Source organism: Citrobacter amalonaticus Y19 (assembly GCF_000981805.1).
Classification (GTDB): Bacteria; Pseudomonadota; Gammaproteobacteria; order Enterobacterales; family Enterobacteriaceae; genus Citrobacter_A; species Citrobacter_A amalonaticus_C.
Window position 1 is genome coordinate 719,084 of record NZ_CP011132.1, and the last position, 23,204, is coordinate 742,287.

Annotated in this window: 21 protein-coding genes; 3 read left to right on the forward strand and 18 right to left on the reverse strand. The window is 53.7% G+C overall.

Going from position 1 to position 23,204, the window contains the following annotated elements; genetic code table 11:
- Nucleotides 1–89: 89 nt before the first annotated feature.
- From F384_RS03205 to otnK, 8 genes are read right to left on the reverse strand one after another with little or no spacing between them, the layout of a single operon-like run.
- Entirely contained in the window at nt 90–746 is a 657-nt protein-coding gene (locus F384_RS03205; protein ID WP_046477557.1) for an aspartate/glutamate racemase family protein, read from the reverse strand.
- A complete protein-coding gene (locus tag F384_RS03210) occupies nt 743–1,162 on the reverse strand; it encodes a GlcG/HbpS family heme-binding protein (protein ID WP_046477558.1) in 420 nt (139 codons plus the stop codon). Before F384_RS03210 ends, F384_RS03205 begins: the two co-directional genes overlap by 4 nt.
- Nucleotides 1,163–1,168: 6 nt before the next feature.
- Nucleotides 1,169–2,515: a bile acid:sodium symporter family protein gene (locus F384_RS03215; protein ID WP_046477559.1), complete on the reverse strand. Its 1,347-nt coding sequence runs from the start codon at nt 2,513–2,515 to the stop codon at nt 1,169–1,171.
- A gap of 24 nt (nt 2,516–2,539) precedes the next feature.
- Nucleotides 2,540–3,349: a 3-keto-5-aminohexanoate cleavage protein gene (locus F384_RS03220; protein ID WP_046477560.1), complete on the reverse strand. Its 810-nt coding sequence runs from the start codon at nt 3,347–3,349 to the stop codon at nt 2,540–2,542.
- A gap of 36 nt (nt 3,350–3,385) precedes the next feature.
- Nucleotides 3,386–4,162 (reverse strand): hydroxypyruvate isomerase family protein, encoded by a 777-nt coding sequence (locus tag F384_RS03225; RefSeq protein WP_046477561.1) that lies wholly within the window; start codon nt 4,160–4,162, stop codon nt 3,386–3,388.
- A complete protein-coding gene (locus F384_RS03230; protein WP_193388312.1) occupies nt 4,143–4,952 on the reverse strand; it encodes a DeoR/GlpR family DNA-binding transcription regulator in 810 nt (269 codons plus the stop codon). The genes F384_RS03225 and F384_RS03230 overlap by 20 nt, the downstream gene beginning before the upstream one ends.
- A 6-nt stretch (nt 4,953–4,958) precedes the next feature.
- Entirely contained in the window at nt 4,959–5,603 is a 645-nt protein-coding gene (locus F384_RS03235; protein WP_046477565.1) for an aldolase, read from the reverse strand.
- Nucleotides 5,600–6,865, reverse strand: coding sequence for a 3-oxo-tetronate kinase (otnK, locus tag F384_RS03240; RefSeq protein ID WP_046477566.1), 1,266 nt, complete (start codon nt 6,863–6,865; stop codon nt 5,600–5,602). The genes F384_RS03235 and otnK overlap by 4 nt, the downstream gene beginning before the upstream one ends.
- 372 nt (nt 6,866–7,237) lie before the next feature.
- On the opposite strand from otnK, the gene F384_RS03245 reads away from it, so the two are divergent.
- Nucleotides 7,238–8,131, forward strand: a complete 894-nt coding sequence (locus F384_RS03245; protein WP_046477569.1) for a PocR ligand-binding domain-containing protein — start codon at nt 7,238–7,240, stop codon at nt 8,129–8,131.
- On the opposite strand, the gene cobA is transcribed toward F384_RS03245, so the two are convergent.
- Complete coding sequence (cobA, locus tag F384_RS03250; RefSeq protein WP_046477570.1) at nt 8,110–8,889, reverse strand: uroporphyrinogen-III C-methyltransferase; 780 nt, start codon at nt 8,887–8,889, stop codon at nt 8,110–8,112. The two genes, F384_RS03245 and cobA, sit on opposite strands and share 22 nt — an antisense overlap.
- Before the next feature lie 405 nt (nt 8,890–9,294).
- On the opposite strand from cobA, the gene F384_RS03255 reads away from it, so the two are divergent.
- Nucleotides 9,295–10,203, forward strand: a complete 909-nt coding sequence (locus F384_RS03255; RefSeq protein WP_046477571.1) for a LysR family transcriptional regulator — start codon at nt 9,295–9,297, stop codon at nt 10,201–10,203.
- Nucleotides 10,204–10,264: 61 nt separating this feature from the next.
- Here the strand turns inward: F384_RS03255 and cobO are convergent, their stop codons facing one another.
- From cobO to glmS, 9 genes are all read right to left on the reverse strand, one after another.
- Nucleotides 10,265–10,867 (reverse strand): cob(I)yrinic acid a,c-diamide adenosyltransferase, encoded by a 603-nt coding sequence (gene cobO, locus F384_RS03260; protein WP_046477573.1) that lies wholly within the window; start codon nt 10,865–10,867, stop codon nt 10,265–10,267.
- A 9-nt stretch (nt 10,868–10,876) separates the two neighbouring features.
- Complete coding sequence (locus tag F384_RS03265; protein ID WP_046477575.1) at nt 10,877–12,529, reverse strand: class I fumarate hydratase; 1,653 nt, start codon at nt 12,527–12,529, stop codon at nt 10,877–10,879.
- 122 nt (nt 12,530–12,651) lie between these two features.
- Entirely contained in the window at nt 12,652–13,959 is a 1,308-nt protein-coding gene (locus tag F384_RS03270) for a dicarboxylate/amino acid:cation symporter (RefSeq protein WP_046477577.1), read from the reverse strand.
- A gap of 169 nt (nt 13,960–14,128) precedes the next feature.
- Nucleotides 14,129–14,446: a DUF4387 domain-containing protein gene (locus F384_RS03275; protein WP_042320615.1), complete on the reverse strand. Its 318-nt coding sequence runs from the start codon at nt 14,444–14,446 to the stop codon at nt 14,129–14,131.
- Nucleotides 14,443–15,813, reverse strand: a complete 1,371-nt coding sequence (locus tag F384_RS03280) for an acyclic terpene utilization AtuA family protein (protein ID WP_046477579.1) — start codon at nt 15,811–15,813, stop codon at nt 14,443–14,445. The genes F384_RS03275 and F384_RS03280 overlap by 4 nt, the downstream gene beginning before the upstream one ends.
- Before the next feature lie 3 nt (nt 15,814–15,816).
- Complete coding sequence (locus F384_RS03285; RefSeq protein ID WP_046477582.1) at nt 15,817–17,058, reverse strand: methylaspartate ammonia-lyase; 1,242 nt, start codon at nt 17,056–17,058, stop codon at nt 15,817–15,819.
- Nucleotides 17,058–18,503: a methylaspartate mutase subunit E gene (locus F384_RS03290; protein ID WP_046477584.1), complete on the reverse strand. Its 1,446-nt coding sequence runs from the start codon at nt 18,501–18,503 to the stop codon at nt 17,058–17,060. The genes F384_RS03285 and F384_RS03290 overlap by 1 nt, the downstream gene beginning before the upstream one ends.
- 18 nt (nt 18,504–18,521) lie before the next feature.
- Nucleotides 18,522–19,910: a methylaspartate mutase accessory protein GlmL gene (gene glmL, locus F384_RS03295; RefSeq protein WP_046477586.1), complete on the reverse strand. Its 1,389-nt coding sequence runs from the start codon at nt 19,908–19,910 to the stop codon at nt 18,522–18,524.
- Nucleotides 19,910–20,359: a methylaspartate mutase subunit S gene (gene glmS / locus F384_RS03300; protein ID WP_046477588.1), complete on the reverse strand. Its 450-nt coding sequence runs from the start codon at nt 20,357–20,359 to the stop codon at nt 19,910–19,912. Before glmS ends, glmL begins: the two co-directional genes overlap by 1 nt.
- Before the next feature lie 1,274 nt (nt 20,360–21,633).
- Between glmS and cydA the strand changes: the two genes are divergently transcribed.
- Entirely contained in the window at nt 21,634–23,202 is a 1,569-nt protein-coding gene (gene cydA, locus F384_RS03305) for a cytochrome ubiquinol oxidase subunit I (RefSeq protein WP_046477589.1), read from the forward strand.
- Nucleotides 23,203–23,204: the final 2 nt, after the last annotated feature.

Sequence of the window (23,204 nt, forward strand, 5' to 3'; positions counted from 1 at the left end):
GCCTTTTTTTTACCTGCAGGTTTGCCGGATGGCGCTGTCGCTTATCCGGCCTACGGGTGTAGGCCTGATAAGATGCGCCAGCATTGCCATCAGGCGCTTTCCGCCAGCGTTTTCAGCCAGCGGATGCCACTTTCTGGTGAGGTCATCACCGGGACGGGCGGAGGAGGGAGCTGTTGCAGAACGCGCGCCATCGATGCCTGCGCCAGCATTACGACATCGGCCTGTTTATACGCGCTGTGCAATCCTTCGCTGACGATGCGATCGTGGGTTTCCATATCGCCCGCCAGCAGAGCGTGGAAAGCCTCTTCCATCAATATCGGCGTCACCGCGCACTGCTTGCCGCTGGCCTGTACTTTGCGCTGCACGTATTCCAGCGTCGGTTTCATCGTGGTGGCGACGGTGGCCAGTACGGCAATGTTTTCACCCAGGCTAATGGCGCTTTCCACCATTGCGCAGTCGATACGGGCAAGTTGCAGCGGCGTCATAAACTGACACTGCTCAACCGCTGTGCCAATGGACGAGCAGGCGGTGATGAAAATCTCACAATCTGCTTTTTCGGCAATATGGACGTAGTCGGCAATGCGCGCCGCAATGTTCGGCGTGACGCCCCCGGCTTTCATCACCTGTTTAATCATCGACTCTTCGACCAGGTGCATCACGTCCGCTTCTGGCATGATGTCCCCGATCAGTTGCTGCATCATGGCGAGCGTGGCGGAACTGGTGTGAAGCATAGCGATCTTTTTCATTCTGCGATCTCCTTGAGCAAACATTCGGCAACGGCCATGGCCGCATCATGATCTTCCTGCGCGGACAGTCCACCGACCGCGACGGCTCCCAGGCATTTACCGTTGTGAAGAATCGGTACGCCGCCGGGCAGCGCGGTAAAACGTGGGTCAGCAAAGTAGCTGATATCCAGCGACTCCTTTTGCAGGCGCTGTAGAAACGCCTGCGTGGTGCAGCCTAAACGGCTGCTGGTGCGCGCTTTGCGCTGTGTCAGCTCAATGGTTAACAGTTTGGCGTTATCCATACGGGCAAAGCTCAGTAACTCACCGTGGGCGTCGCACACTGCCGCGCTGAGCGGACGTTGCGTATAACGGGTGTCAGCGAGCTCGAGCGCACAGTCTACCGCGCGTCGTGCCTGTTCCAGAGTTAAAGTCATCATTGTGAATTATCCTTTTGACAGAGGTTCTGATACTGGCTGAGCAGACAAATTCTCGTTCTGTGCCTGCGCCTGTCGGGCATCTTTTTTGCGCCAGTAGTTAGCCAGCAGCGAGCCGCTGACGTTGCCGAGCGGCGTCATGACCGCAGAGGCGAGACCGACGGTCGCCAGTTTGCCCATCGCGGCAGCAAGACCCGACGCCATACCGCCATTTTGCAGACCGACTTCGAAGGCCACCGTCCGCGCTGACTGGACATCCATGCGGAACACCCAACGGCTCATCAGATAGCCAATCAGGAAGCCACCGAGGTTGTGCATCAGCATGGCGAAGCAGAGCAGGAAACCGACCTGCACCAGGTTGTCACGCCCGGCGGCGGCCGCGGTAGTGGTGAAGAAAATGATGCCCATCATCGAGATGGTCGGCATGACTTTCTTAACGCCGACCACGCGGCTGTAGAGCCAGTTGTAGAACAGCGCCCAGATAATCCCGCCTGCCACAAAGTTCAGCACCACTGCGTACATTTGTGCGTCGGCGCTGGCGCTGCCAAACAGCGAGTCCCAACCCCCGGCAATCATATACAGCAGCCAGACGGCGCTGATCCCGGCCAGAATTTGCACGGTACGACGTCCCTGCACACCGGCATAGGTTTTCAGGTAGTCGTGTAAAATCGCCGCGCCAATTGGGATCAACACGATTTTCACCACGTCCATTACCATCGCGGTGAGCTGAATGTCGATCATCGATCCAGCCAGCAGATTCACCCACAGCGGCGTCATCACCGTCGCCGCCAGCGTCGAGACTGCGGCGATAGAGACCGCCAGCGCCAGGTTGGCGTTAGCGATATACACCATGACGGTGGAGGAGAGCCCGCTGGGGCAGGAACCAATCAGCAGAATGCCCACTGCCACTTCCGGTGGGAAGTCAAAGAGCAGCGTGATGCTCAGGCCAAGCAAAGGCATGATGACGAAATGGCAGAAGGTGCCGATAAACACCGCCCATGGCATTTTGGCAACGTCGATAAAATCCTGAATCGTGAGTTTGGTCCCCATACTGAACATGGTCGCCTGGATCACTAAAAAGACGATCCACTTATGCGTGATGTTGAATCCGCCCCAGACGATCAGATCGGTTGACCAGGTCATCGCGGCGACAAAGCCGGCGATGATCCACAGGGTAAACTGGTAGCTGCGAAGACCAGGCCAATGGCCTGCGCCAGCCGCGAAGCCTGCCGTCAGCATTACCAGCCCCGGCTGCCAGAGGGCGGGAGACTGCATCAGCGCGCCAATCGCCGCCAGTGCGCCACCGGCGATGCAGACGCCCAGTCCGGTTTTGTGAATAACGGTCGTGATAGTCATGATGAAATGTCCTTTCTCTCGTTATTACTGTCGTGGTGGAATAGCTAACATTTGCCGCGCAATATCCGGCGTGGCGACCTTTTTATCCATACTGCGAATAAGCGTGGCGAGTTTGGCAACCTGCTGATAATTATGCTGGGCTTTTTCTTCGGCGCTTAAATAATAGCTGTCTTCAAAACCAATTCTCACTTCACTGGCGCCCATACCGACCGCTGCTGCAATAATGTCGAAGTTCTTGCGGCCAAAATGCGTAATTCCCCACAAGGCGTCACGTGGAATCATGCTCCGCAAGGCTATTAATGCATCAACCGTCGCCGGCGAACTTCCACGATGTCCGAGCACAATATTGAATAACATGGGTTTTGTGAACTGAATTTTTTCTTCCAGCGCCAGAATGTTATTAATCATTCCTATTTCAAAGACTTCAAATTCAGGAATAATGGAACGCTGGGTAATTTGTCGGGAACAATATTCGACGTCCGGTCCGGGATTAAAATACACGGCATCGCCGAGGTTAACGGAGCCGACATTCAGCGAGGCCATTTCGACGCCGGGACAATCCAGCGGCGCACAGCGCTCGGCAATCGACATCGAGGAGACGCCACCGGTGGAGGCCTGAATGATCAGGTCGGAATGGCGCATGACGTTATCGATCGTCGCCTGAAAATCCGTGGTGTCCGGCGTCAGGCGACCCTGCTTATCGCGAACGTGTAAATGCACTATTGCCGCACCATGTTCGACGCTGGCTAATATTTCCTGCGCCAGTTCTTCGGGTATAACTCTGGGGCAATCCGCGGCAACGGGTGCCAGCGAGATAATAACAGTATCCGACATGTGTTCCTCCGGTTTTCCGGTACAGAGATATTAAAATTATAAGTACGGTGTCATCCAGCGTAACGATTCGGGCCCTGGTGTTGACGGTTTATATTCACAACCCATCCAGCCCTGATAACCTGTCTGCTTAATAAATTCAAAGAGCCATGCTTCGTTTAATTCTCCCGTTCCCGGTTCATGGCGACCTGGCACGGAAGCAATCTGAAAGTGTTTAATTATCGGTAAATAACGTTCAATAAGATGCGCAACATTACCGTGTATTTTTTGGCAGTGATAAATATCAAACTGTAAGCCGATATTTTCCCTGGCCACTTTGTTAATCAGACTTTCGGCCAGTGGAAAGCTGTCGACGACATAACCTGGCATATCCTGCGGATTTAAGGGTTCAATCAGCACGTCGATTCCGGTCTCGACCATGACGTCACAGGCGATACGCAGTCGTTCGGTTAACCGTTCATGCTGGGCGCTGACGGAAAGTGTGTCCACGCGCAGCCCAGCCATGACGTGCACCTTGCGACAACCCAACGCCGTGGCGTAATCGCGGGCAATCATCAGACTGTGATGAAATTCCTCATCACGATCCGGCAGGGATGCCAGCCCACGTTCGCCTGCCAGCCAGTTACCCGCCGGTGCATTCATTAACGCCACGGGCAGACCGGTTTCCCGCTGTGCTGCCAGCAGAACATCCAGCGGATGCTGCCAGAGAAACAACCCTTCAACGCCGTGGAAACCCGCCGCCTTTGCGGCCTGAAAGCGCCCGGCAATGGGGCGTTCGCAAAACAGCCAGTCGAGGTTAGCCGCTAACTTCAGCATGGTGCGTTCCCTCCCGACAATCAACCAGATGCAGCTTCACGCCCTGGCTGGCAATGGTGTCCTGCGCCACGTCGGGCAACTGGTTATCCGAAATAATATCGGTCAGTTGATCCAGCGAGCAGATGTGGAACATCCCGTATTTGCCAAATTTACTGCTGTCGCAGACCAGCACCCGACGGCGGGAAACGGTGAGCACCGCCTCTTTCACCGAGGCCTTGCCCTCGCTGGGAGTCGACATACCGCGTTCGGTATCCCACGAGGATGAGCTGAGAAACGCCACGTCGATGTTAATCGTGCGCAGAAAACTGGCAGCGCTTTTCCCGAGGCAGGAACGGTTGCGCTGATCCACCAGTCCCCCGGTGTGATACAGCGTGATGTGCGGCATGTCCATCAGATAGTGGCTGATGGAAAAATCGTTCGTCACGACCGTCAGGTTGAAGCAGTGGCTGGCAGCGACCGCTTTCGCCACTTCAAACAGTGAGGTGCCGGCATCCAGATACAGCGTTTGCCCTGGTTCTATCAGCATTGCGGCAAGCTGTCCCATCCGCCGCTTCACATCATGATGCAGTTCGGCCTTTTCACGCCACGGCAGCTCCGATTTCAGCAGATTGTTGAGTTTCACCCCGCCGTTGATCGAGATGACTTTGCCTTCTTCTTCCAGCAACTGGATATCGCGACGCACGGTCATGTGCGACACGCTCATCAGATCCGCCAGCTCATTAAAAGAGGCGACGTTTTTTTCATGCACGTAGCGGTAGATAAAATCACGTCGTTGTTCGGGGATCATCATTTCACCTCACGCTTGCCGGGATGACTGAAGTTCGGCTACCGCTTCCGCCGTTAGCGGCACGTAACCGAGGGGTTTTAAGGTCAGCCAGATCCGGGCGCTATCTTCCAGCTCTTCGGCATTAAACACCGCCTCACGGAGTGAGCGGCCACTGACTACCGGGCCGTGATTGGCCAGTAGCGCCGCGGTATGGTCCGCCGCAATCTCGCTGAGTGCGCTGGCAATGCCTTCATGACCGGGTTTGAAATAGGGCAGAAGCGGCAACTGCCCGACGCGCATCACGTAGTATGGCGTTAACGGCGGCAGACAGTTTTCCGGCGTGCTGCACGGCAGACAAGAGAGGGCAGTCAGCCACGGCGAATGCAGATGAACTACCGCGCCGCAGGCCGGGCGATGACGGTACCAGGCCAGGTGCATAGGCACCTCTTTTGATGGCTTATCGCCACTCAGGTGAACGCCGTTAGCATCCAGTTTACTGAGCGTGGCGGCGTCCAGTTCTCCCAGGCAGGAGTTGGTCGGTGTGACCAGATAGCCACCGTCCGGCAGCCTTACGCTCAGGTTGCCCGAGCCGCCGCTGCTGAAGCCGCGCATAAACAGAGAGCGACCATAATGCACCAGCTGTTCACGGAGTTGCTGTTCGGTAAGCGGGTTCATGATGTGTGCTCCTGCGCGGTAAAAAAGAAGTCTTCGTCACCGAAGTTGCCTGACTTTAGCGCCAGCGCTAACGGTGGTTCGGCGGAAAACACCCAGGGGACACCGGGGGCGATGGCTTTACCGACCGCCAGTCGCGACACCTGTAACGCTTCCACTACGGTGCCGGAGGTTTCGCCGCCCGCGACGATAAAACCGTTCACGCCTGCGGCCTGCAGTTTGGCTGTCAGTCTGGCAAAGGTATGTTCAATCGCCCGGCTGGCAGGCTGCTCGCCATACTCCTGTTGAATGCGTTTAAGCGCTTCCGGCGGCTGGGTGGCGTAAATCAACGGGGCAAGCGCGTCATCGACATGCGCCATCGCCCACAGCGATAACTCATCGCTGTAACGTTCTGCGTCTGTCAGGCAGCGCGCCACGTCGAGTAAACGGGATGCAGCCTGCGCCTTATAGCGGTTCACCTGGCGGTTGCTCATGGTCGAACAGCTTCCGGAAAAGACCACCGTTTTTGCAGGCGTCGGGAAAGGATGTGCCGCTTCCTGCCCACGCTGCGGGGTGGCGCAGGCGGCCAGTGCGCCGCCCAGTCCGGAACCGCCCGCCAGCAGCGGCGTATGACGCAAGGCCTGAGCGAGCGTGTGCAGATCGGCTTCGCTGAAGGTATCCACGATCACATGGCGTACCCCTTCAGACTGACAGCGGTCCAGCGCGTGAGTGACCGCTTCCACACCTTTTTGAATTGTGCTGAGGTCGATGCGCCCGACGGTGCGGGGTGTTTGCGCCGCGAGCAGTCGAATCAGGTTCGCGTCGGTCATCGGGTTGAGCGGATGTTTCTCCATGCCGGATTCGTTCAGCAATACGCCATTCACAAACAGATGTCCGTGGATCACCGTCCGTCCGTTTTGCGGCAGGGCGGGACAGTGAATGATATACGGCGTGTGCATGGCTTCCATCAGCGCATCGCTGACCGGACCGATATTACCGGCAGGGGTGGAATCAAAAGTGGAACAATATTTGAAGTAAATCTGCTGCGCACCGGCTGTGTTGTGCAGCCATTGCCAGCAGCGTAATGATTGATCGATAGCCTGGTCAGCCGCCAGAGAACGGCTTTTAAGCGAGATGACAATCGCGTCGACCTCTTCATTCCACGGCTGTGCGGCGTCTGGCATACCGGGCAGCAGTGCGACTCGCCAGCCTTGTTCAGCCATAAAACTTGCTATATCCGTTGCGCCAGTAAAGTCGTCGGCGATAACACCTGTCGTGACGGGCATACATCCACTCCGTTCAGATTGTCTGGTAATTGAGCCTATTATTCAGGAGCGCGTTTCACATTCACATGATGATTCTCACAAATAAGCACATCATAAAATTGTATGAATATGTGGTAACTCAATGAAAATAATGGATAAAATTTAAATTCACATTGAAATAAAGCTCACAGGGTGGTGTGAAGATTCGTTAATCTTTGGGAAATGTTGTCACAACAGCCGTAGGACAGGTTTTGAGGAGACGGGACGCCGCTCTTGCAATTTGATCATAATCACCTGAATAAATGAGATTATTTTTTGCGGTCAGGGTCATTCTTTCCCCCGGCTAAATTCTGCATATTAGCGACGTTATCCAGACCACGGGCGGAGCGTAACGTGCCTCAGCATATTCAGGACGATGTCTTACACACTTTTTACTCCCTGGCAGAGGTGTTTGCTAAGGCGACAGGGCTTGCCGCTGTCGTGGTGGACATTAATGGTCGGGAAATTTCCGCCTGTCATAATTTTAATTCTTTCTGTTCATTACTGCGTACCGATCCGCGATATCAAAAAAGTTGTCAGAAATGTGACAAATATTGCGCTTTTGAAGGACTGAAAGAAGAAAAAACCAGAATACTCTGCTGTCATGCGGGGTTGAGTTTTTTCTCTATGCCATTAATTCGTCAGGGGCATCTGCTGGGATTTATTATTTGTGGTCAGGTGCGCGCAAAGTATCCGGAATATAAAACCATTGTCATTGATGACGATCGGCAATGGGATTACGATCCCAAAATTAAATCAGCCTGGAGTCAGGTTGCCGTTGTTGAAAATAATCATCTGGTGGCGGCGGCAAACCTGCTCAGTTTTATTATTAATAATCTTAATCCGGTACAGAGTACAACGCTGAGCAATACCGATGTGCAGTTGAGTGATCTGCGCTTGTCGGCAATGGAGCTTTCGCGTCACGAAAAGAAACTGGTCGCGGCACTGCGTTATATCGATGAGCACTTGTACGAGGAGCTGACGCTGGAGTCGGTGGCGGCACATGTCTGTTTAAGTGCTAACTACTTTAGCCGCTTCTTTAAGAAACGGCAGGGCGTGAATTTTAAAACCTGGGTGAGTCAGAAAAAAATGCAGCGGGCGAGTGAGTTACTGTGCGATCCGACGAACTCTATCGACAGCATCGCCCGGAAACTTCAGTATGCGCAGACCAGCTACTTTTGTCGGGTGTTCCGGGCGGCTCACCAGACCTCTCCGCAGTCATTCCGTCATGAACAACTTTCGCTGTAGACGCGTTCCATCACCTCTGGAATAAAAGAGAGCCGGTCGCTCAGACGGACAACATCGCCAACCACAATCAGCGCCGGCGGCACAATATTCGCTTCCTGCGCCTTGGTGAGCAATGTGCCGAGCGTACAGGTTAAGCGCCGCTGATTTTCCCGGGTAGCCGACATCACAATGGCGGCGGGCGTGTCCGGTGATTTGCCCCCCATCAGCAGTTCTTCACAAATAAACGGCAGATTCGCGATCCCCATAACAATCACCAGCGTGCCGTTGAGCTTCGCAAGCTGCCGCCAGTCCTGTTGCTGATTGCCTTCTCGGGTATGTCCCGTCACGACATGAAAACCTGAGGCCAGGTCGCGGTGGGTGACCGGGATCCCGGCGCAGGCCAGCCCGCCAATAGCGGAACTGATACCCGGCACCACTTCGAAGGCAATACTTTCCTCAACCAGACACTCTACCTCTTCGGCACCGCGACCAAACACGTAAGGATCGCCGCCTTTCAGACGGACAATGTTCCGCTGCGTCCGCGCATGATGGATAAGCAGGGCATTGATCTCCTCCTGAGGAACGCAATGATAGCCCGGACTTTTGCCGACGTTGATACAGGTACAGTTCGCTGAGCACCACTCGAGTATTTTAGGGTTGACCAAGCGATCGTAAATAATGACATCAGCCTGTTGAATGCATTGCAGGGCTTTGAGGGTCAGTAAGGTGATATCACCAGGACCGGCGCCAACCAGCCAGACTTTTCCGGAATTTTTCATATGTCGTCCTTAATTATTGTCGGGAAAAACGGTAAAAAGAGTAAAAGCGGATGGAAAAACGCCATCGTTTGCTTATCGTTTAGTGAACTAAATTCTCCTGAAATAATAAGTAAATAATATTGATTAAACCCGCAAAGTTTTTTCTCCGATAAACAAGTTATCTTGAAAAATTATTAAGAACTTATTGACGCTATTTGTCGCAAAATAACCTTAATTAAATTGTGTTTATGGCCAGCCTTGCGTATTATCGGTCATTATTTGTTCGCCTTCTGTGTGAATAAACCATGGAGTGGATCAATGACATCCAGGTAGGAAATAAAATATAACTCTCAGGCCAATCGGGAGTCGGTTGCATTTATTTTTTATAAATTAAACTATTTTTGTACGCGGCATATGGAAGACGTTATGAGAGGAAAGATACCAAAGACTGAATTACTGGTGACGTTTGAAGTGGTGGCACGCCATGAAAGTTATACGCGTGCGGCGGAGGAGTTAGCATTAACGCAAAGTGCCGTATTTCGCCAGGTGAATGCCCTTGAGGATTTTCTGCATACTGCATTATTTAATCATGCTAAAAAGCGGATTTTTTTAAACGCGGCCGGAAAGCATTATTTGAGCATTGTTAAAGAAACGCTAAATAAACTGGAGCGTGATACCAACACCATTATGACCTGGCAGCCGACGGTCGAAGTCATTGAACTGGCGGTCAATCCGACGTTCAGCACCCACTGGCTGATCCCCAATCTGCGTGAATTCAACAAGCTTAACCCCGATATTATCGTCAATATTCACTCACTGGCGAACATAGGCGATTTTCTCAACCGTGAATATGATGCGGCCATTATGCGTGAGGACTTCTGTTCGCCGTGGTCAGAAGTGGAGTATCTGTTCGAAGAGGAAATTTTACCGGTCTGTAGCGGCAGTCTGCTGTCGCAGCCCAACCAGAAACTGGCGGTCGAAGAGTTGCTCAATGAGTTTCCGTTACTGCATCAAAGTACGCGAATTAACGGCTGGCAGGAGTGGTTCGCCCTGTCGGATGTCAGTAGCCCACTGGCCAACAAAGGCCCGCGCTTTGATCTGCTGTCGATGCTGATCGCGGCGGTGCGGTCTAATCTGGGGGTCGCGCTGCTCCCGCGCTTTGCGATCCAACACGATCTGGACAACGGTGACATGGTGATCCCTTGTGATGTGCCCATGCGTACCGTTAATCGTTTCATCATGACCTGGCGGGAAGAAAAAGCGGAATCCCGTCATTTACAGGTCTTCCGCGAGTGGTTGTTGCAAAAATCAGTGGTGTCACCCCTGGAACGCTGATGCTGGATGACAGGCGAACGGTAGGCCGGATAAGCGCATGCGCCATCCGGCAACTACGTGACTACCAGTCGATTCCCGCCTGTGCCTGAATACCGCTGTCAAAGGCATGCTTTACCGGGCGCAGTTCGCTCACCGTATCAGCAAGCTCCAGTAACTGCGCGTGGCAACCCCGCCCGGTTACAATCACACTTTGCTGCGCCGGACGTTCCCGGATAGCGGCGATCACCTCTTCGGTATCAAGATAGTGATACGCCAGCATATAAGTGAGTTCGTCCAGTACCACCAGATCGTAATGCGCATCGGCCAGCATACGCTTGCTCTCTGTCCAGACGGCAAGCGCCGCCGCGATATCCGACTCGCGGTTTTGCGTTTCCCAGGTAAACCCGGTGCCCATAATGTGAAATTCAACGCCCAGCGGATGCAGGGTGTTGTATTCGCCATTATCCCACTGGCCTTTGATAAACTGCGCGACGCCAACGGTTTTACCGTGTCCCACCGCGCGCGTAGCGGTGCCAAAAGCGGCCGTGGATTTCCCTTTTCCATTACCGGTGAAAACGATCACAATCCCTTTTTGTTCCGTGGCGGCTGCCACGCGAATATCAACCTGTTCTTTCAGCTTTTGCTGACGCTGACGATGACGGTCGCTATTGGCTCGCGCTTGCATAAACGCTCCTTAATGTCCTGCCGGGCAGGATGCACAACGGTGCTGTTGTTCAAACTGGCTGAAGAAGTTGTTCCCTTTGTCATCCACCAGAACGAAGGCAGGCAGATTTTCAACTTCCATCATCCAGACCGCTTCCATTCCCAGTTCGGGATATTCGAGGCAGCGCAGACTTTTCACATACTGTTGCGCCAGCAAGGCCGCGGCGCCGCCGATACTGCCGAGGTTGAATCCGCCGTGTTTATGGCAGGCGTCGGTTACCTGCGGGCTGCGGTTGCCTTTTGACAGCATGACAAGGCTGCCACCAGCGGCCTGGAAGGCATCGACATAACCGTCCATGCGCCCGCCGGTGGTTGGCCCGAGCGAGCCGCAAGCCATCTGGTCTGGTGTTTTGGCCGGGCCCGCGTAGTAGACAATGTGGTCTTTCATGTACGCCGGCATCGCTTCGCCGTTGTCCAGACGCTCTTTGAGTTTGGCGTGCACGATATCGCGGGCGACGACAATCGGGCCGTTCAGCGAAAGCCGTGTGCCGACGGGCAGGGCGGATAAATCATGCAGGATCTCGCGCAGCGGACGGTTCAGATCCAGGTTTACGCTCTGCGCGCTGTTCTCGACGCGGCTGGATTCAGGGATAAATTTGCCCGGGTTATGCTCGAGTTTTTCCAGCCAGATCCCGTGTTTGTTGATCTTCGCTTTGATATTGCGATCGGCGGAGCAGGAGAGGGCCATTGCGATCGGACAAGAGCCGCCGTGGCGCGGCAGGCGAATCACGCGTATATCATGGGCGAAATATTTGCCGCCAAACTGCGCGCCGATGCCAAATTCGCGACTGGCGTTAAGCAGCGCGGACTCCAGCGCCGTGTCACGAAACGCCTGGCCCAGTTCGTTACCGCTGGTGGGCAGATTGTCGTAATACTTGGTTGAGGCCAGTTTGGCGACCTTGAGCGCCTGGTCAGCGGAGAGACCGCCGACCACAAAGGCAATGTGATACGGAGGGCAGGCTGCCGTACCCAGCGATTTCATCTTCTCTATCAGGAACGCGGTGAGTTTTTCCGGTTGCAGGATAGATTTGGTCTCCTGGAACAGTGCCGCTTTGTTGGCCGAGCCGCCGCCCTTATTGACAAACAGGAAGCGGTATTCGTTACCCGGCGTGGCGCTGATGTCTATCTGCGCTGGCAGGTTCGTGCCGGTGTTGACCTCGTTATACATATCCAGCGGGGCATTTTGCGAATAGCGCAGGTTATTTTCTTTAAAGGTGGTGTAAATCCCTTTGCTGAGCGCTTCGGCATCATCGCCGCCGGTCCATATTTGCTGACCTTTGCTGGCAACAACCGTCGCGGTGCCCGTGTCCTGGCAGTTCGGCAGCACGCCTTTCGCCGACACTTCCGCATTACGCAACAGTTGCAGGGCGACGTATTTGTCGTTACTGCTGGCCTGCGGATCGTGCAGGATGCTGGCTATCTGCTTTAAATGTCCGGTGCGCAGGAAGAACGATGCTTCGTAGAATGCCTGTTGAGCCAGCAGCGTTAATGCTTCCGGCGCCACTTTGATGACCTCTTCGCCATCCAATTCTGTCACCGTAACATGCTGATTGCTCAGTAATTCGTATTCCGTACTCTCTTTGCTTTGTACAAAGAGTTCTTGCCAGACAAAGGGTTTAGACATGTGACTTCTCACGTTAAGGTTGATATCGCCGGAGGGTGGCGCAAGCACCTTATCCGGCCTACAGGTTAATGCTGTATATGTAGGCCGGATAAGCGATAGCGCCATCCGGCAACCTTATACAATCAGGACATCACCACTTCTGACGGTTCCGTTGCAGGACGTTCCTGTTCCGGCGTTTTGACCGGCGCAGTGCCCCGGCAGCCTGAACCGAAGTGTTCACCTTCCCAACGACCGACAATCGCGGCACCCATGGCGTTACTCATCACGTTGGTCGCAGAACGGCCCATGTCGAGGAACGGATCGACGCCCATCAGCAGGATCAGACCCGCCTCCGGAATGTTGAACTGGTTGAGGGTGGCGGCAATGACGACCATCGAGGCGCGCGGTACGCCCGCCATGCCTTTGGAGGTCAACATCAGGATCAGCAGCATGGTGATCTGCTCGCCCATGCTCAGCTCAATGTTGCACGCTTGCGCGATAAACACGGTGGCAAACGAGCAGTAAGCCATTGAACCGACCAGGTTGAAGGAGTAACCGATAGGCAGCACGAAGCTGGCAATCTTGGACGAGACGCCGAATTTCTCCAGCTTATCCAGGGTTCCCGGGAACGCGGCTTCAGAACTGGAGGTGGTAAACGCCAGCAGCGCCGGTTCGAGGATTGCTTTCGTCAGACGGCTAATGCACGGACCGACAATCATGGTTGACAGGCCGATCAGAATCGCCCACAGCATCCCCAGCGTCAGGTAGAACTCACCCATGAAGATCCCGGCGCTAACCATCACGCCCAGCCCGCGTTCAGCGATCAGCCCGGAGATGGCGGCGAACACCGTTAACGGAGCGAACAGCATGACGTAACCTGTCAGCTTCAGCATGACGTGCACCAGCGAGTCGAGCACTTTCACGATCGGCTCGGCTTTCTCGCCAATGGCGGCCAGGCTGCAGCCGAGGAAAATCGAGAACACCACGATTTGCAGGATTTCGTTACGCGCCATCGCATCGACGATACTGGTCGGTACGGCGTGAGAGATAAATACTTTCAGCGTGAACGGTTCTGACTGCACGCCAGCCACTGCCGCAGCGTCATGGGCGACGAAGTTGATGCCCGCACCTGGCTGGAACAGATTGACGATGACCAGACCCAGCGCAATCGACAACAGTGAGGCGCAGATAAACAGGAAAAAGGTTTTCGAGAATATACGTCCCAGCGTTTTGGCATCGCCCATTTTTGCGATACCAACGACCAGGGTTGAAATAACCAACGGTGCGATAATCATTTTTACCATACGTAAGAAAATAGTGGTAAAAATCGAAATATCCTGCGCGTACGATTTTGCTGTATCAGCCGATGCCATATTATTAATAGCCACCCCGGCAATCATGCCGAGTATCAGGCCTAATATGATCATTTTGGTTAGACTTATTTTCTTCATGTTTACTCCATCGGATCAAGGCTAGTCTGTAAAATTATGTAGGGCGGCGTGCGCCTGAGCGTGGACAGCAGCTCAGATGCACGCCTGTTATGACCAACCGCATGAATTATCTGGAATACAGTGATACAGCGAAATCCTGTACGCCAATGGACGTTGTTGTATTTTTTAATTACAGATCAAACTCAATACTTAATAACGGCGCATGCTGCTGCGCGCCATAAACATCATTGTCACCAACGTTGCCGGAAATAATATCGCGAGGCATCACGATTTTTACGGCATTCGCGGGGTCAAACCAGACGATGCGATGAATAAAATCAGGTTCAACGTTATATAAGCGGGCAATTAACTGCGGCGTTAATTGCTCAGAACGTTTTACCCGCTGATAGTCTTCGCGCGTTTTAAATAAAATATCTAACACCAGTTCATACGGTCCGGCGTTTTTGGAACGAATCACCTGCGCCAGGGTGCAAATAGCGTGTTTCATGCCTGAACTCCTTCTGGCGTCACCTGTTCAATGTGGAAGTCAAAACGCAGGGCGTCGCTGGCTTCGATCAGGTGATAGATTGAGAACTCATACACCGGGCCGCTTTGAATATCGGATGGTGAGAACGGGAAGGCGAGGTTGCCTGCCGTGGCGATCCGGTTTTCGTAGCCGTAGTGCAGCAGGGTAGAGCGCACCAGCGAACAGACGCTGTTGGCGATATCCTGCGTTGGCGCGACCACGTCCAGCAAAATGCCCAGTTCGTGCCCGGCAGTTTGCATCGGTTCATGATTGCCCATCACGCCGTTCTTACCGTACAGGTGGAACGTCATGCGGATGCTGTCATCATTCAGCGAGAGGTTGCGGGCAACGCTTGCCTGCACTTCTTCGAGAATGGTGTCGATGCCAGCAATCATGATCGGATCGCGGGTACCGGCAATGGTCAGGCAGCGGAAGCCCACCTGGCGCGCACCTTCCAGCTTCAGCGCATACGGCGTTTCTTCATGACGGGAACCGCTGACGTACACTTCGCCATCGTTTACCGCTGTGAAGCTGCACCCTTTCAGGTTCAGCACACCGCCAGGACCTGGCAGGAAGTACGGATCGGACTTCTCATACAGGGTGTGCGCCGCCGCCGACGTTTCGGTGAACTTGCGCTTGGGATTGAACGTCTTCAGCGTAAAGCCGTTGTCGTCGATAATCCCCATTGCGCAGTCGGAACCGGAACCTGGGGTCGCGGCAATGGCCGCACATTCCAGGATCTTGCCGCAGTGCAGCGCCAGACCTTCATCAAAGCCCTGCATAATCGGCAGTGCCGCGAAGCAGGCCGGATCATAAGCCCGTCCGCCCAGCACCACTTGCGCACCCGCTTCCAGCGCACGCTGGAACGGTTCGATCCCCATCTGCGCCACGATGTAGGTGCTCTCTTCGATCGCCTCGTGGGTCAGTGCCGGAACAAAGTCCAGCGCGGTGATTTTGCCGTTATCCAGCGCCTGATGAACCACCTCTTTATTCACATCCGATGGGATCAGCGCCATTGAGAAGGACAGTTTTTCTTCCTGCGCAATCTCAAGGATAATCTGCCGACACCACTCAAGGTGCGGGGCAGCCCCGGATCCCCCGGCGGTGCCAATCACCACCGGAATGTTGTTCTTAACGCCCGCCGTGATCATATAACGCAGATCGCGTTTCACCCCGGCCCTGTCGGTAAACGGTTTACCCGCCCCCAGATAGTGGGGGCCTGGATCGGAGGAGCCTGCGTCAACCGCGATCAGATCCGGTGACTCTTCCATGGCTTTACGAAAGCTCTCTTCCGGGAAGCCATAACCCAGGATAGCCGTCGGCGATAAGATCTTAAATGTGCGTGCCATCTCTTAATCCTTAGTCTGCAACAGCGCGATGGTGCGGTTCATTTCGTTAAACACGATATTGAGACCTTCATCGAAGCCCATACCAGGCTTGATCAACATACGCATCGGACGTGCGGCGAGAGCCACATGTACACAGGTGCGGGCGCTGATTTCGGTTTCGTTACAAGTACCGCCCTGGTAGGCTTCCATTCCGTGTTTGTTGCAGTACAGCACCGCGTCAACGATGTTGTGAATGCCGCCAAGATCCGGCGTTTTGATCTGCACCATGTGGCAGCTGCCGGCATCGGTGAAGTCCACGATGTCCTGATAGGTGTTACACCATTCATCCGCGACAATTTTCACGCCGGAACCCAGACGGGTCAGCTCTTTGGTGATGGCCGTCAGCATGCGGATTTGATCCGGTTTGTTGCCTGCATCAACCGGGCCTTCAATGTACAGCGGCAGACCTTGCGCTTCTTTTTCCAGGCTGGCGATGTACTCGGCGCAGCGTACCGGGTCCATATCGAAGATCAGACCGATGGTGCCATACACGTCGATATGCAGCGTCGGATGGTAGCGCGGGCTGCTGCGCAGGCTGAGAATACGGTCGGACAACCAGCGCACGTACTCACGCAGTTTTTCGCCTTTGAAACCGAGCTTCTCTTCAACGTTGTTGATCAGCGCATGCGGCAGGACGTCAACGCCTTTGAGGATCATTTTGTCGACGGCGATGTAGCGGTCGTCGCCGCTCTGACCAAATAAAGGAATTGCTTCTGGTACGCACGGCAGTTGCCATTCGTCACACACCACTTCCGTTTTCAGGCGACCCGAGGCCAGCGCAGTGGCGTCAAGCAGCGCCTGTGACAGACCGTAACGAACGGCGGTATGCAGCAAATTACCGTCGATACGCAGTTTGTCGAAGAAGCGGGCGTTCGGCAGGAACGCATCCACATCGCGGCCTTCGAGCAGCGGTTTGATGTGATCGTTGAGGAACGGAATAAAATGTTCAGCCAGGAACAGCGGATCGCGACCACCGGCACCGGAGTACTGCACCGCGGCGCAATCACCCACTGCCACTGCGCCGTTTTCCAGAATCAACTGGACGGAAACGCACTCGCCAGCCTGACGCACAGAGGTAAAGCCAGGGGTAACCGGATCGCCGGTATAAATAAACCCGTCATGACCTGCGCCATTTTTGATCGCCTGCTGGTCATCAAAATAGAATGAGGAGTAGCCAGCGGTGAAAAGCGCCTGTTTAATTTTCATTATGGTCTTCCTATTAATTGACTGTGGGATACAGCGTTGATGTCATCAACAACCATCTGGAATGAGGGTTTACGTCCTTCGTATTGCGCACGCTCGGCCACATAGTCGTGGTGCAGGGCGAGAATGTCTTTCGGCAGTGGAACCGAGCCGGCTTCCAGAATACGGATAGCGCCGGAGTTGTCGCGAACCGGCAGAATTTTCCCGGCGTTGCAGGAGGCCGGGGCGAAAGGCACATCCAGTACGCCTGCTTCAAAGGCCAGCACCGTGCCGCGCGCAACGTCGCCGTTGCCCAGCTCAAACACTTTCTTCAGGACCGCGCGAACTTCGCTCTTAATCAGATCCACTTCCTGTTCTACTGCGGCGCACGGCGGGAATTTCTGGTCGCTGACCATGTTGAGCATCTGACGCGATGCGCGCAGCCCCTGGGCGTTAGCCGCTGCCGTCGGAATACCGAAGGCTTCGTGCGGGCTCTTGGTGATCACTTTGGTGGCACCGGACATACCGGCGACCGCTGCGCCCCAGGAGATAATGGCGAACGCTTTGGATTCGTCTTCCGGGAAGCCGCCCATCCACTGGTGGAAGACGGTGCTCAGTTCGTAATCATTGAACCCGTAATTCTGGAAATATTCGTGGGACAGTTCGCGCAGTGACTGGATAGCCGCAATATCCTGCGTCAGGCTGCCTACCTGGCCGTAGCCGACGGTGATGGATTTCACACCCTGTTCCAGCGCCAGCAGACCTTCGATAATCGCCACCGCGTGAGACATGAATGGCGGGATCAGCGTGCCGGTCAGCGGGCCGAACGGTTCGCGGTTAATGCGAATGCCGTGCTCTTCATACAGTCCCATCAGACGGTCGCAGTACTGCCAGTCTCGAATGGATTTTTCCAGCGTAACGCGCTTGGCGTAAGGAATGTTGTAGGAGATACCGCCGCCTTCGTAGCTGGTGAAACCGCTGGCCATGGCAATCTCCGCCAGCAGACGCGCATCCGGCGTACCGTGACGTACCTGAATGGGTTTCTCCAGCGATTCGGTCATTCGACGACAGGCCGCCACGCCGTGGTTAACCACCGGCAGTCCGTTGAGCTTCGAGGTTCCGGCTTCGATGGATTTCTGGATCCCAATGGCGGCTTCTTCATAACGATTCAGACGGGTGTAGGCATCGATGGTGCTGGGCAGCAGGTCACACTCTGCCTGCAGGGTTTTCAGCAGTTCAATGTGCTCATCCATCAGCGCCACGCCGGCACGCGGTTGGCTCAGGGTTTTTCCTTCCTGATCGGCTTTCAGCAAGGCATGAGAGAAACGTTTTTTCTCAGGAATGGTCTGCTGGTACTTCACGCCATCTTCAAAATGTTCGACGTCTTTGCCGGTATGCCACGTCTGCAACACCTGATGCCGCTCAGTCATAAATTCGTCATGGGTTAATTTCTTATTTCGAAGTTCCATTCGTCGCTGCCTTAGGTTTTATAGGGTTAAACAGTGAATGCTGGTGCGCGCAGCGGCCTGGGGATCCAGTCTGGCAACGTTTGCCAGCAGCGGGAGCAGACCTTTTGCATCGCGGTAGTACTCAAACTGAGTGGGTAAAAGAATGCGTCTGCCGTCATCGTCCAGTTCGCGATACTTGAGCCAGTGATGGATATCAAACTGACTGGCGCGGGAGAGCCAGCCGCCCGAACCGACCACTTTGCGCACGGTGGTCAGGTCGCGCCCCATCTGTAAATCGACGTTGCCAACGCAGGTACAGACCTGTTTTTTGGTGCCTGCGTGACGCTCGGCGGCGTAACCCACGCACAGTCCGGCTAACAGAGAGTCAAAGTATTTCTCTTCCTCGCTTTGCGGCAGATAATCGGGATGCGCGACCAGATGGCGCAGGTAGCCATAGAAGGCCTCCTGGCGTGCCGGTTGCTGAGCGAATACCACCTTCACCAGTGCCTGGGTGCTTTCGCCCACCACCACTGCGGAGACGCGCATGCCGAGATCGCCTTCCACGGTGCGCTTAACGAAGGGCTCCGGGACGCCGTGCAGTACGGTGTCGGGCGATAGGGTATTGGCGCTGGCGGAATAGACGTCGGTGGTCGCGCCGCCCATGTCGATGAGCATGAACTCTTTCCATGCGCTATCGACTTCGCTGATGGCTTTGACCAGTTCGTACACCGTCCAGGGCGTCGGCATGGGTTCTTCGCCGGTTTCACCGACAATCACATCCAGTCCTTTGCCTTTTACGATGCGCGACAGGAAAACATCACAAATCGCCTTGCGGGCGGCGAAGGGATTCGGGTGATCGAGGTCGGGCAGGATGTTATCTACCGTGATCAGATCTTTGTGTCCCAGAATCGCCTGGACGTCGTCCTGAATGTCGCGGTTTCCGGCGTAGATAATGGCGCAGTCGAGGCTGGATTCCGCCAGCGCGTGCGCATTAGCCAGTCCATAGCTCTCTTCACCGCCATCGGTTCCGCCGGTAAACAACAGAATGTCCGGCGGCGTGGCTTCCAGCGCCTGAATGTCATGGCGGTTCAGCTTATACGAGTAGTACTGAGCGATTTTTGCCCCGGCGGAATGCGCCGTGACTTTTGCTGATTCCAGCGTGATCGACGGCACCAGTCCCATTGCGGCGACGGCAAGACCGCCTTTCGCCGACGAGGAGTATTTCAGTGTCACTTCACCGCGGTTGAGCAGTGGGCGCGCATCGGCAACGTTCAGCACCTGGTTCAGGCTGGCGAAAAAACCGTCCGCCAGATGATGGGTCGTCGTCGGAGTCAGAACGTGGTTAACCAGTGTTAACGCATCCCCCTCCTTTGCGAAGAGGGCAGCTTTGGTCCACGTCGAGCCGATATCGACAGAGACGGTTTGCATCAGATAGCCTCTTCCAGACAACGCTGTTCGACACCGTGGCGCTTGTTGATATCCGTTGCCATCAACTGACAAACATCTTCGAGATCGTGGCTTGGGGCGAAGACGCGCTGGAAGCCCATCTCTTTAAATTTGGCTTCAACGTCCGCGAAGTCATGCTTTCCGACCACCAGGTTGCCGCCGACGTAAAGCAGGATATCGCCAATGCCGCGCTCAATGCAGCGCTCGCGCAGCCCCAGGCAGTCAATGTCGCCATGGCCATAAATGGAAGAGACGACAATCGCATCGGCGCCGGTTTCGATTGCGGCATCGATATATTCATCCTGGCTCACCATTACGCCCAGATTGATTACGCGAAAATCATGGGCAGTAAAAACGCGGTCCAGAACTTTATTGCCTACGGCATGGCAGTCAGCACCAATGACGCCAATAACGAGTGTTGATTTTTTCATGGGTAATCCTCTCCAGGACTCAGGGTAAGAAATAAAATGTTTTCGAATGTTTTAATAGGGACGGAGTGTCGTGGGGCGAGGGTAATGATGCAATTGATCTATTTTCAGAATATCATTCGAAAAACGACTGTTCTATGAATGAAAATTAAAATCTCTTTGTTTTCATGTGGTTGTGATTTAGCTTTCAAATGGTTAATATTTTAATAAAGAGGTATCGGTTAAACGGAGTTTCATGTTTGTGATCTGAATCTTGTTTATTTGTCTTTAAGCGAAAGGGCTGTTTAAATAATTTCAGAAGAAGAAGTGTGAGGCAGATAACGGAATTAACCGATCCCTTAATATAGACATAAAAATAGCTGTTAATAAAAAGATAATAATTTGTTCTGAGTGCGTTTGTATTATTCTATTAAGCTGTACACCATTCCACGCACACCGTGCCGCCTTCTGGTCATTTCTTACCGTTTCGGGTGAGTCAGTTCCGCAAACGTATCGTCTTGAGATTGATGGGGTCTGGCTAAATGTGAGCGCATGCCGGGAGGGGAGAACGATTCTTGGTCAACATGCAGGGCAAGCAGAGGTATACCTGGCGGAATAATCAGCAAACAGATCGGCGCTGTTCACAGTATCATTTTATTGTTAACGAAATAATAACAACATGGTGTTAATTCATCTTTCCGTAAAAGTAAAATAATTGTGAATGACGGCGAGCAAATTCGCCGACTCTGGAAAATAGCCAAAAATTGACTACGCTAAATTGAGCGGGCAGGGCCACGGAAAATGCCGTTACCGCGTTAATTAAAACACTGTCTTTTTATATATACATTTTCACTTAGTAACCACTCCCACCCGCAAAGATACATGTTAGCAACATGTTTTTCACTACGATCACTCAATTTAAACACCATTAACAAAAAGCATTGTTTTTGATTTAAATCAATGTTTAAACGTTGGAAAAAGGATGTGAAACACGTTAAATTGTCGCCGATCAAATTGGTGAAAAGGTGATAAATTCGCTATAAATTGATCACTGTCGAAAAATGCAAATCTTCCTCAATAAAAACCTGTTTATTGTAAGGATTTTGCGGCGTAATATAATTGCGGGATCAATTTGAGTTTTTTATTAACATGTTTGTAACCTTTCGCGCTTTCTGTTTTCCTTCTTCAGGAAAACGGTAACGGTGAAAGTGCACAGATAAATTTGTATTGGGGCATGCGTGTGACCCTTTCTAACGGGGTCACTCTCGGAGTCTTCATGCGATGAGCAAGGAGTCATGATGTTAGATATAGTCGAACTGTCGCGCTTACAGTTTGCCTTGACCGCGATGTACCACTTCCTTTTTGTGCCACTGACGCTCGGTATGGCGTTCCTGCTGGCCATTATGGAAACGGTCTACGTCCTTTCCGGCAAACAGATTTATAAAGATATGACTAAGTTCTGGGGCAAGTTGTTTGGTATCAACTTCGCTCTGGGTGTGGCAACCGGGCTGACCATGGAGTTCCAGTTCGGGACAAACTGGTCTTACTATTCCCACTACGTTGGGGATATCTTCGGTGCGCCGTTGGCGATCGAAGGTCTGATGGCCTTCTTCCTCGAATCCACCTTTGTAGGTCTGTTCTTCTTCGGCTGGGATCGTCTGGGCAAAGTTCAGCACATGGCGGTAACCTGGCTGGTCGCTTTAGGTTCTAACCTGTCAGCTCTGTGGATCCTGGTCGCAAACGGCTGGATGCAGAACCCTATCGCATCGGATTTCAATTTCGAAACCATGCGTATGGAGATGGTGAGCTTCTCTGAACTGGTCCTTAACCCGGTTGCCCAGGTGAAATTTGTTCACACCGTGGCGTCTGGCTACGTGACCGGCGCGATGTTCGTGCTGGGGATCAGTGCTTACTACCTGCTGAAAGGTCGCGACCTTGCTTTCGCAAAACGCTCTTTTGCTATCGCTGCTAGCTTTGGTATGGCTGCCGTGCTGTCTGTTATCGTTCTGGGTGATGAATCTGGTTACGAAATGGGTGACGTGCAGAAAACCAAACTCGCGGCTATTGAAGCAGAGTGGGAGACTCAGCCTGCTCCGGCTGCCTTTACCCTGTTCGGTATTCCTGACCAGGAGTCGCAGGAAAACAAACTGGCGATTCAAATCCCTTACGCACTGGGCATCATTGCCACGCGTTCTGTCGATACGCCGGTTATCGGTCTGAAAGACCTGATGGTGCAGCATGAAGAGCGTATCCGTAGCGGGATGAAAGCGTATGAATTGCTGGAGCAACTGCGTGCCGGTTCGACCGACCAGGCGGTTCGCGATCAGTTTAACAGCATGAAGAAAGACCTCGGTTATGGTCTGCTGCTGAAACGCTATACCCCGAACGTCTCTGATGCGACCGAAGCGCAGATTCAGCAGGCGACGAAAGATTCTATCCCACGCGTTGCGCCGCTGTATTTCGCATTCCGTATCATGGTGGCATGTGGCTTCCTGCTGCTGGCGATCATTGCGCTCTCCTTCTGGAGCGTGATTCGTAACCGCATCGGTGAGAAAAAATGGCTGCTGCGCGCCGCGCTGTACGGTATTCCACTGCCGTGGATTGCTGTAGAAGCCGGCTGGTTTGTCGCCGAATATGGCCGTCAGCCGTGGGCGATCGGTGAAGTGTTGCCAACCGCAGTGGCGAACTCGTCACTGACCGTCGGTGACCTGCTGTTCTCCATGATCCTGATTTGTGGCCTGTATACCCTGTTCCTGGTGGCTGAACTGTTCCTGATGTTCAAGTTCGCACGCCTTGGCCCAAGCAGCCTGAAAACCGGTCGCTATCACTTTGAGCAGTCCACCGCGACTACTCAGCCGGCACGCTAAGA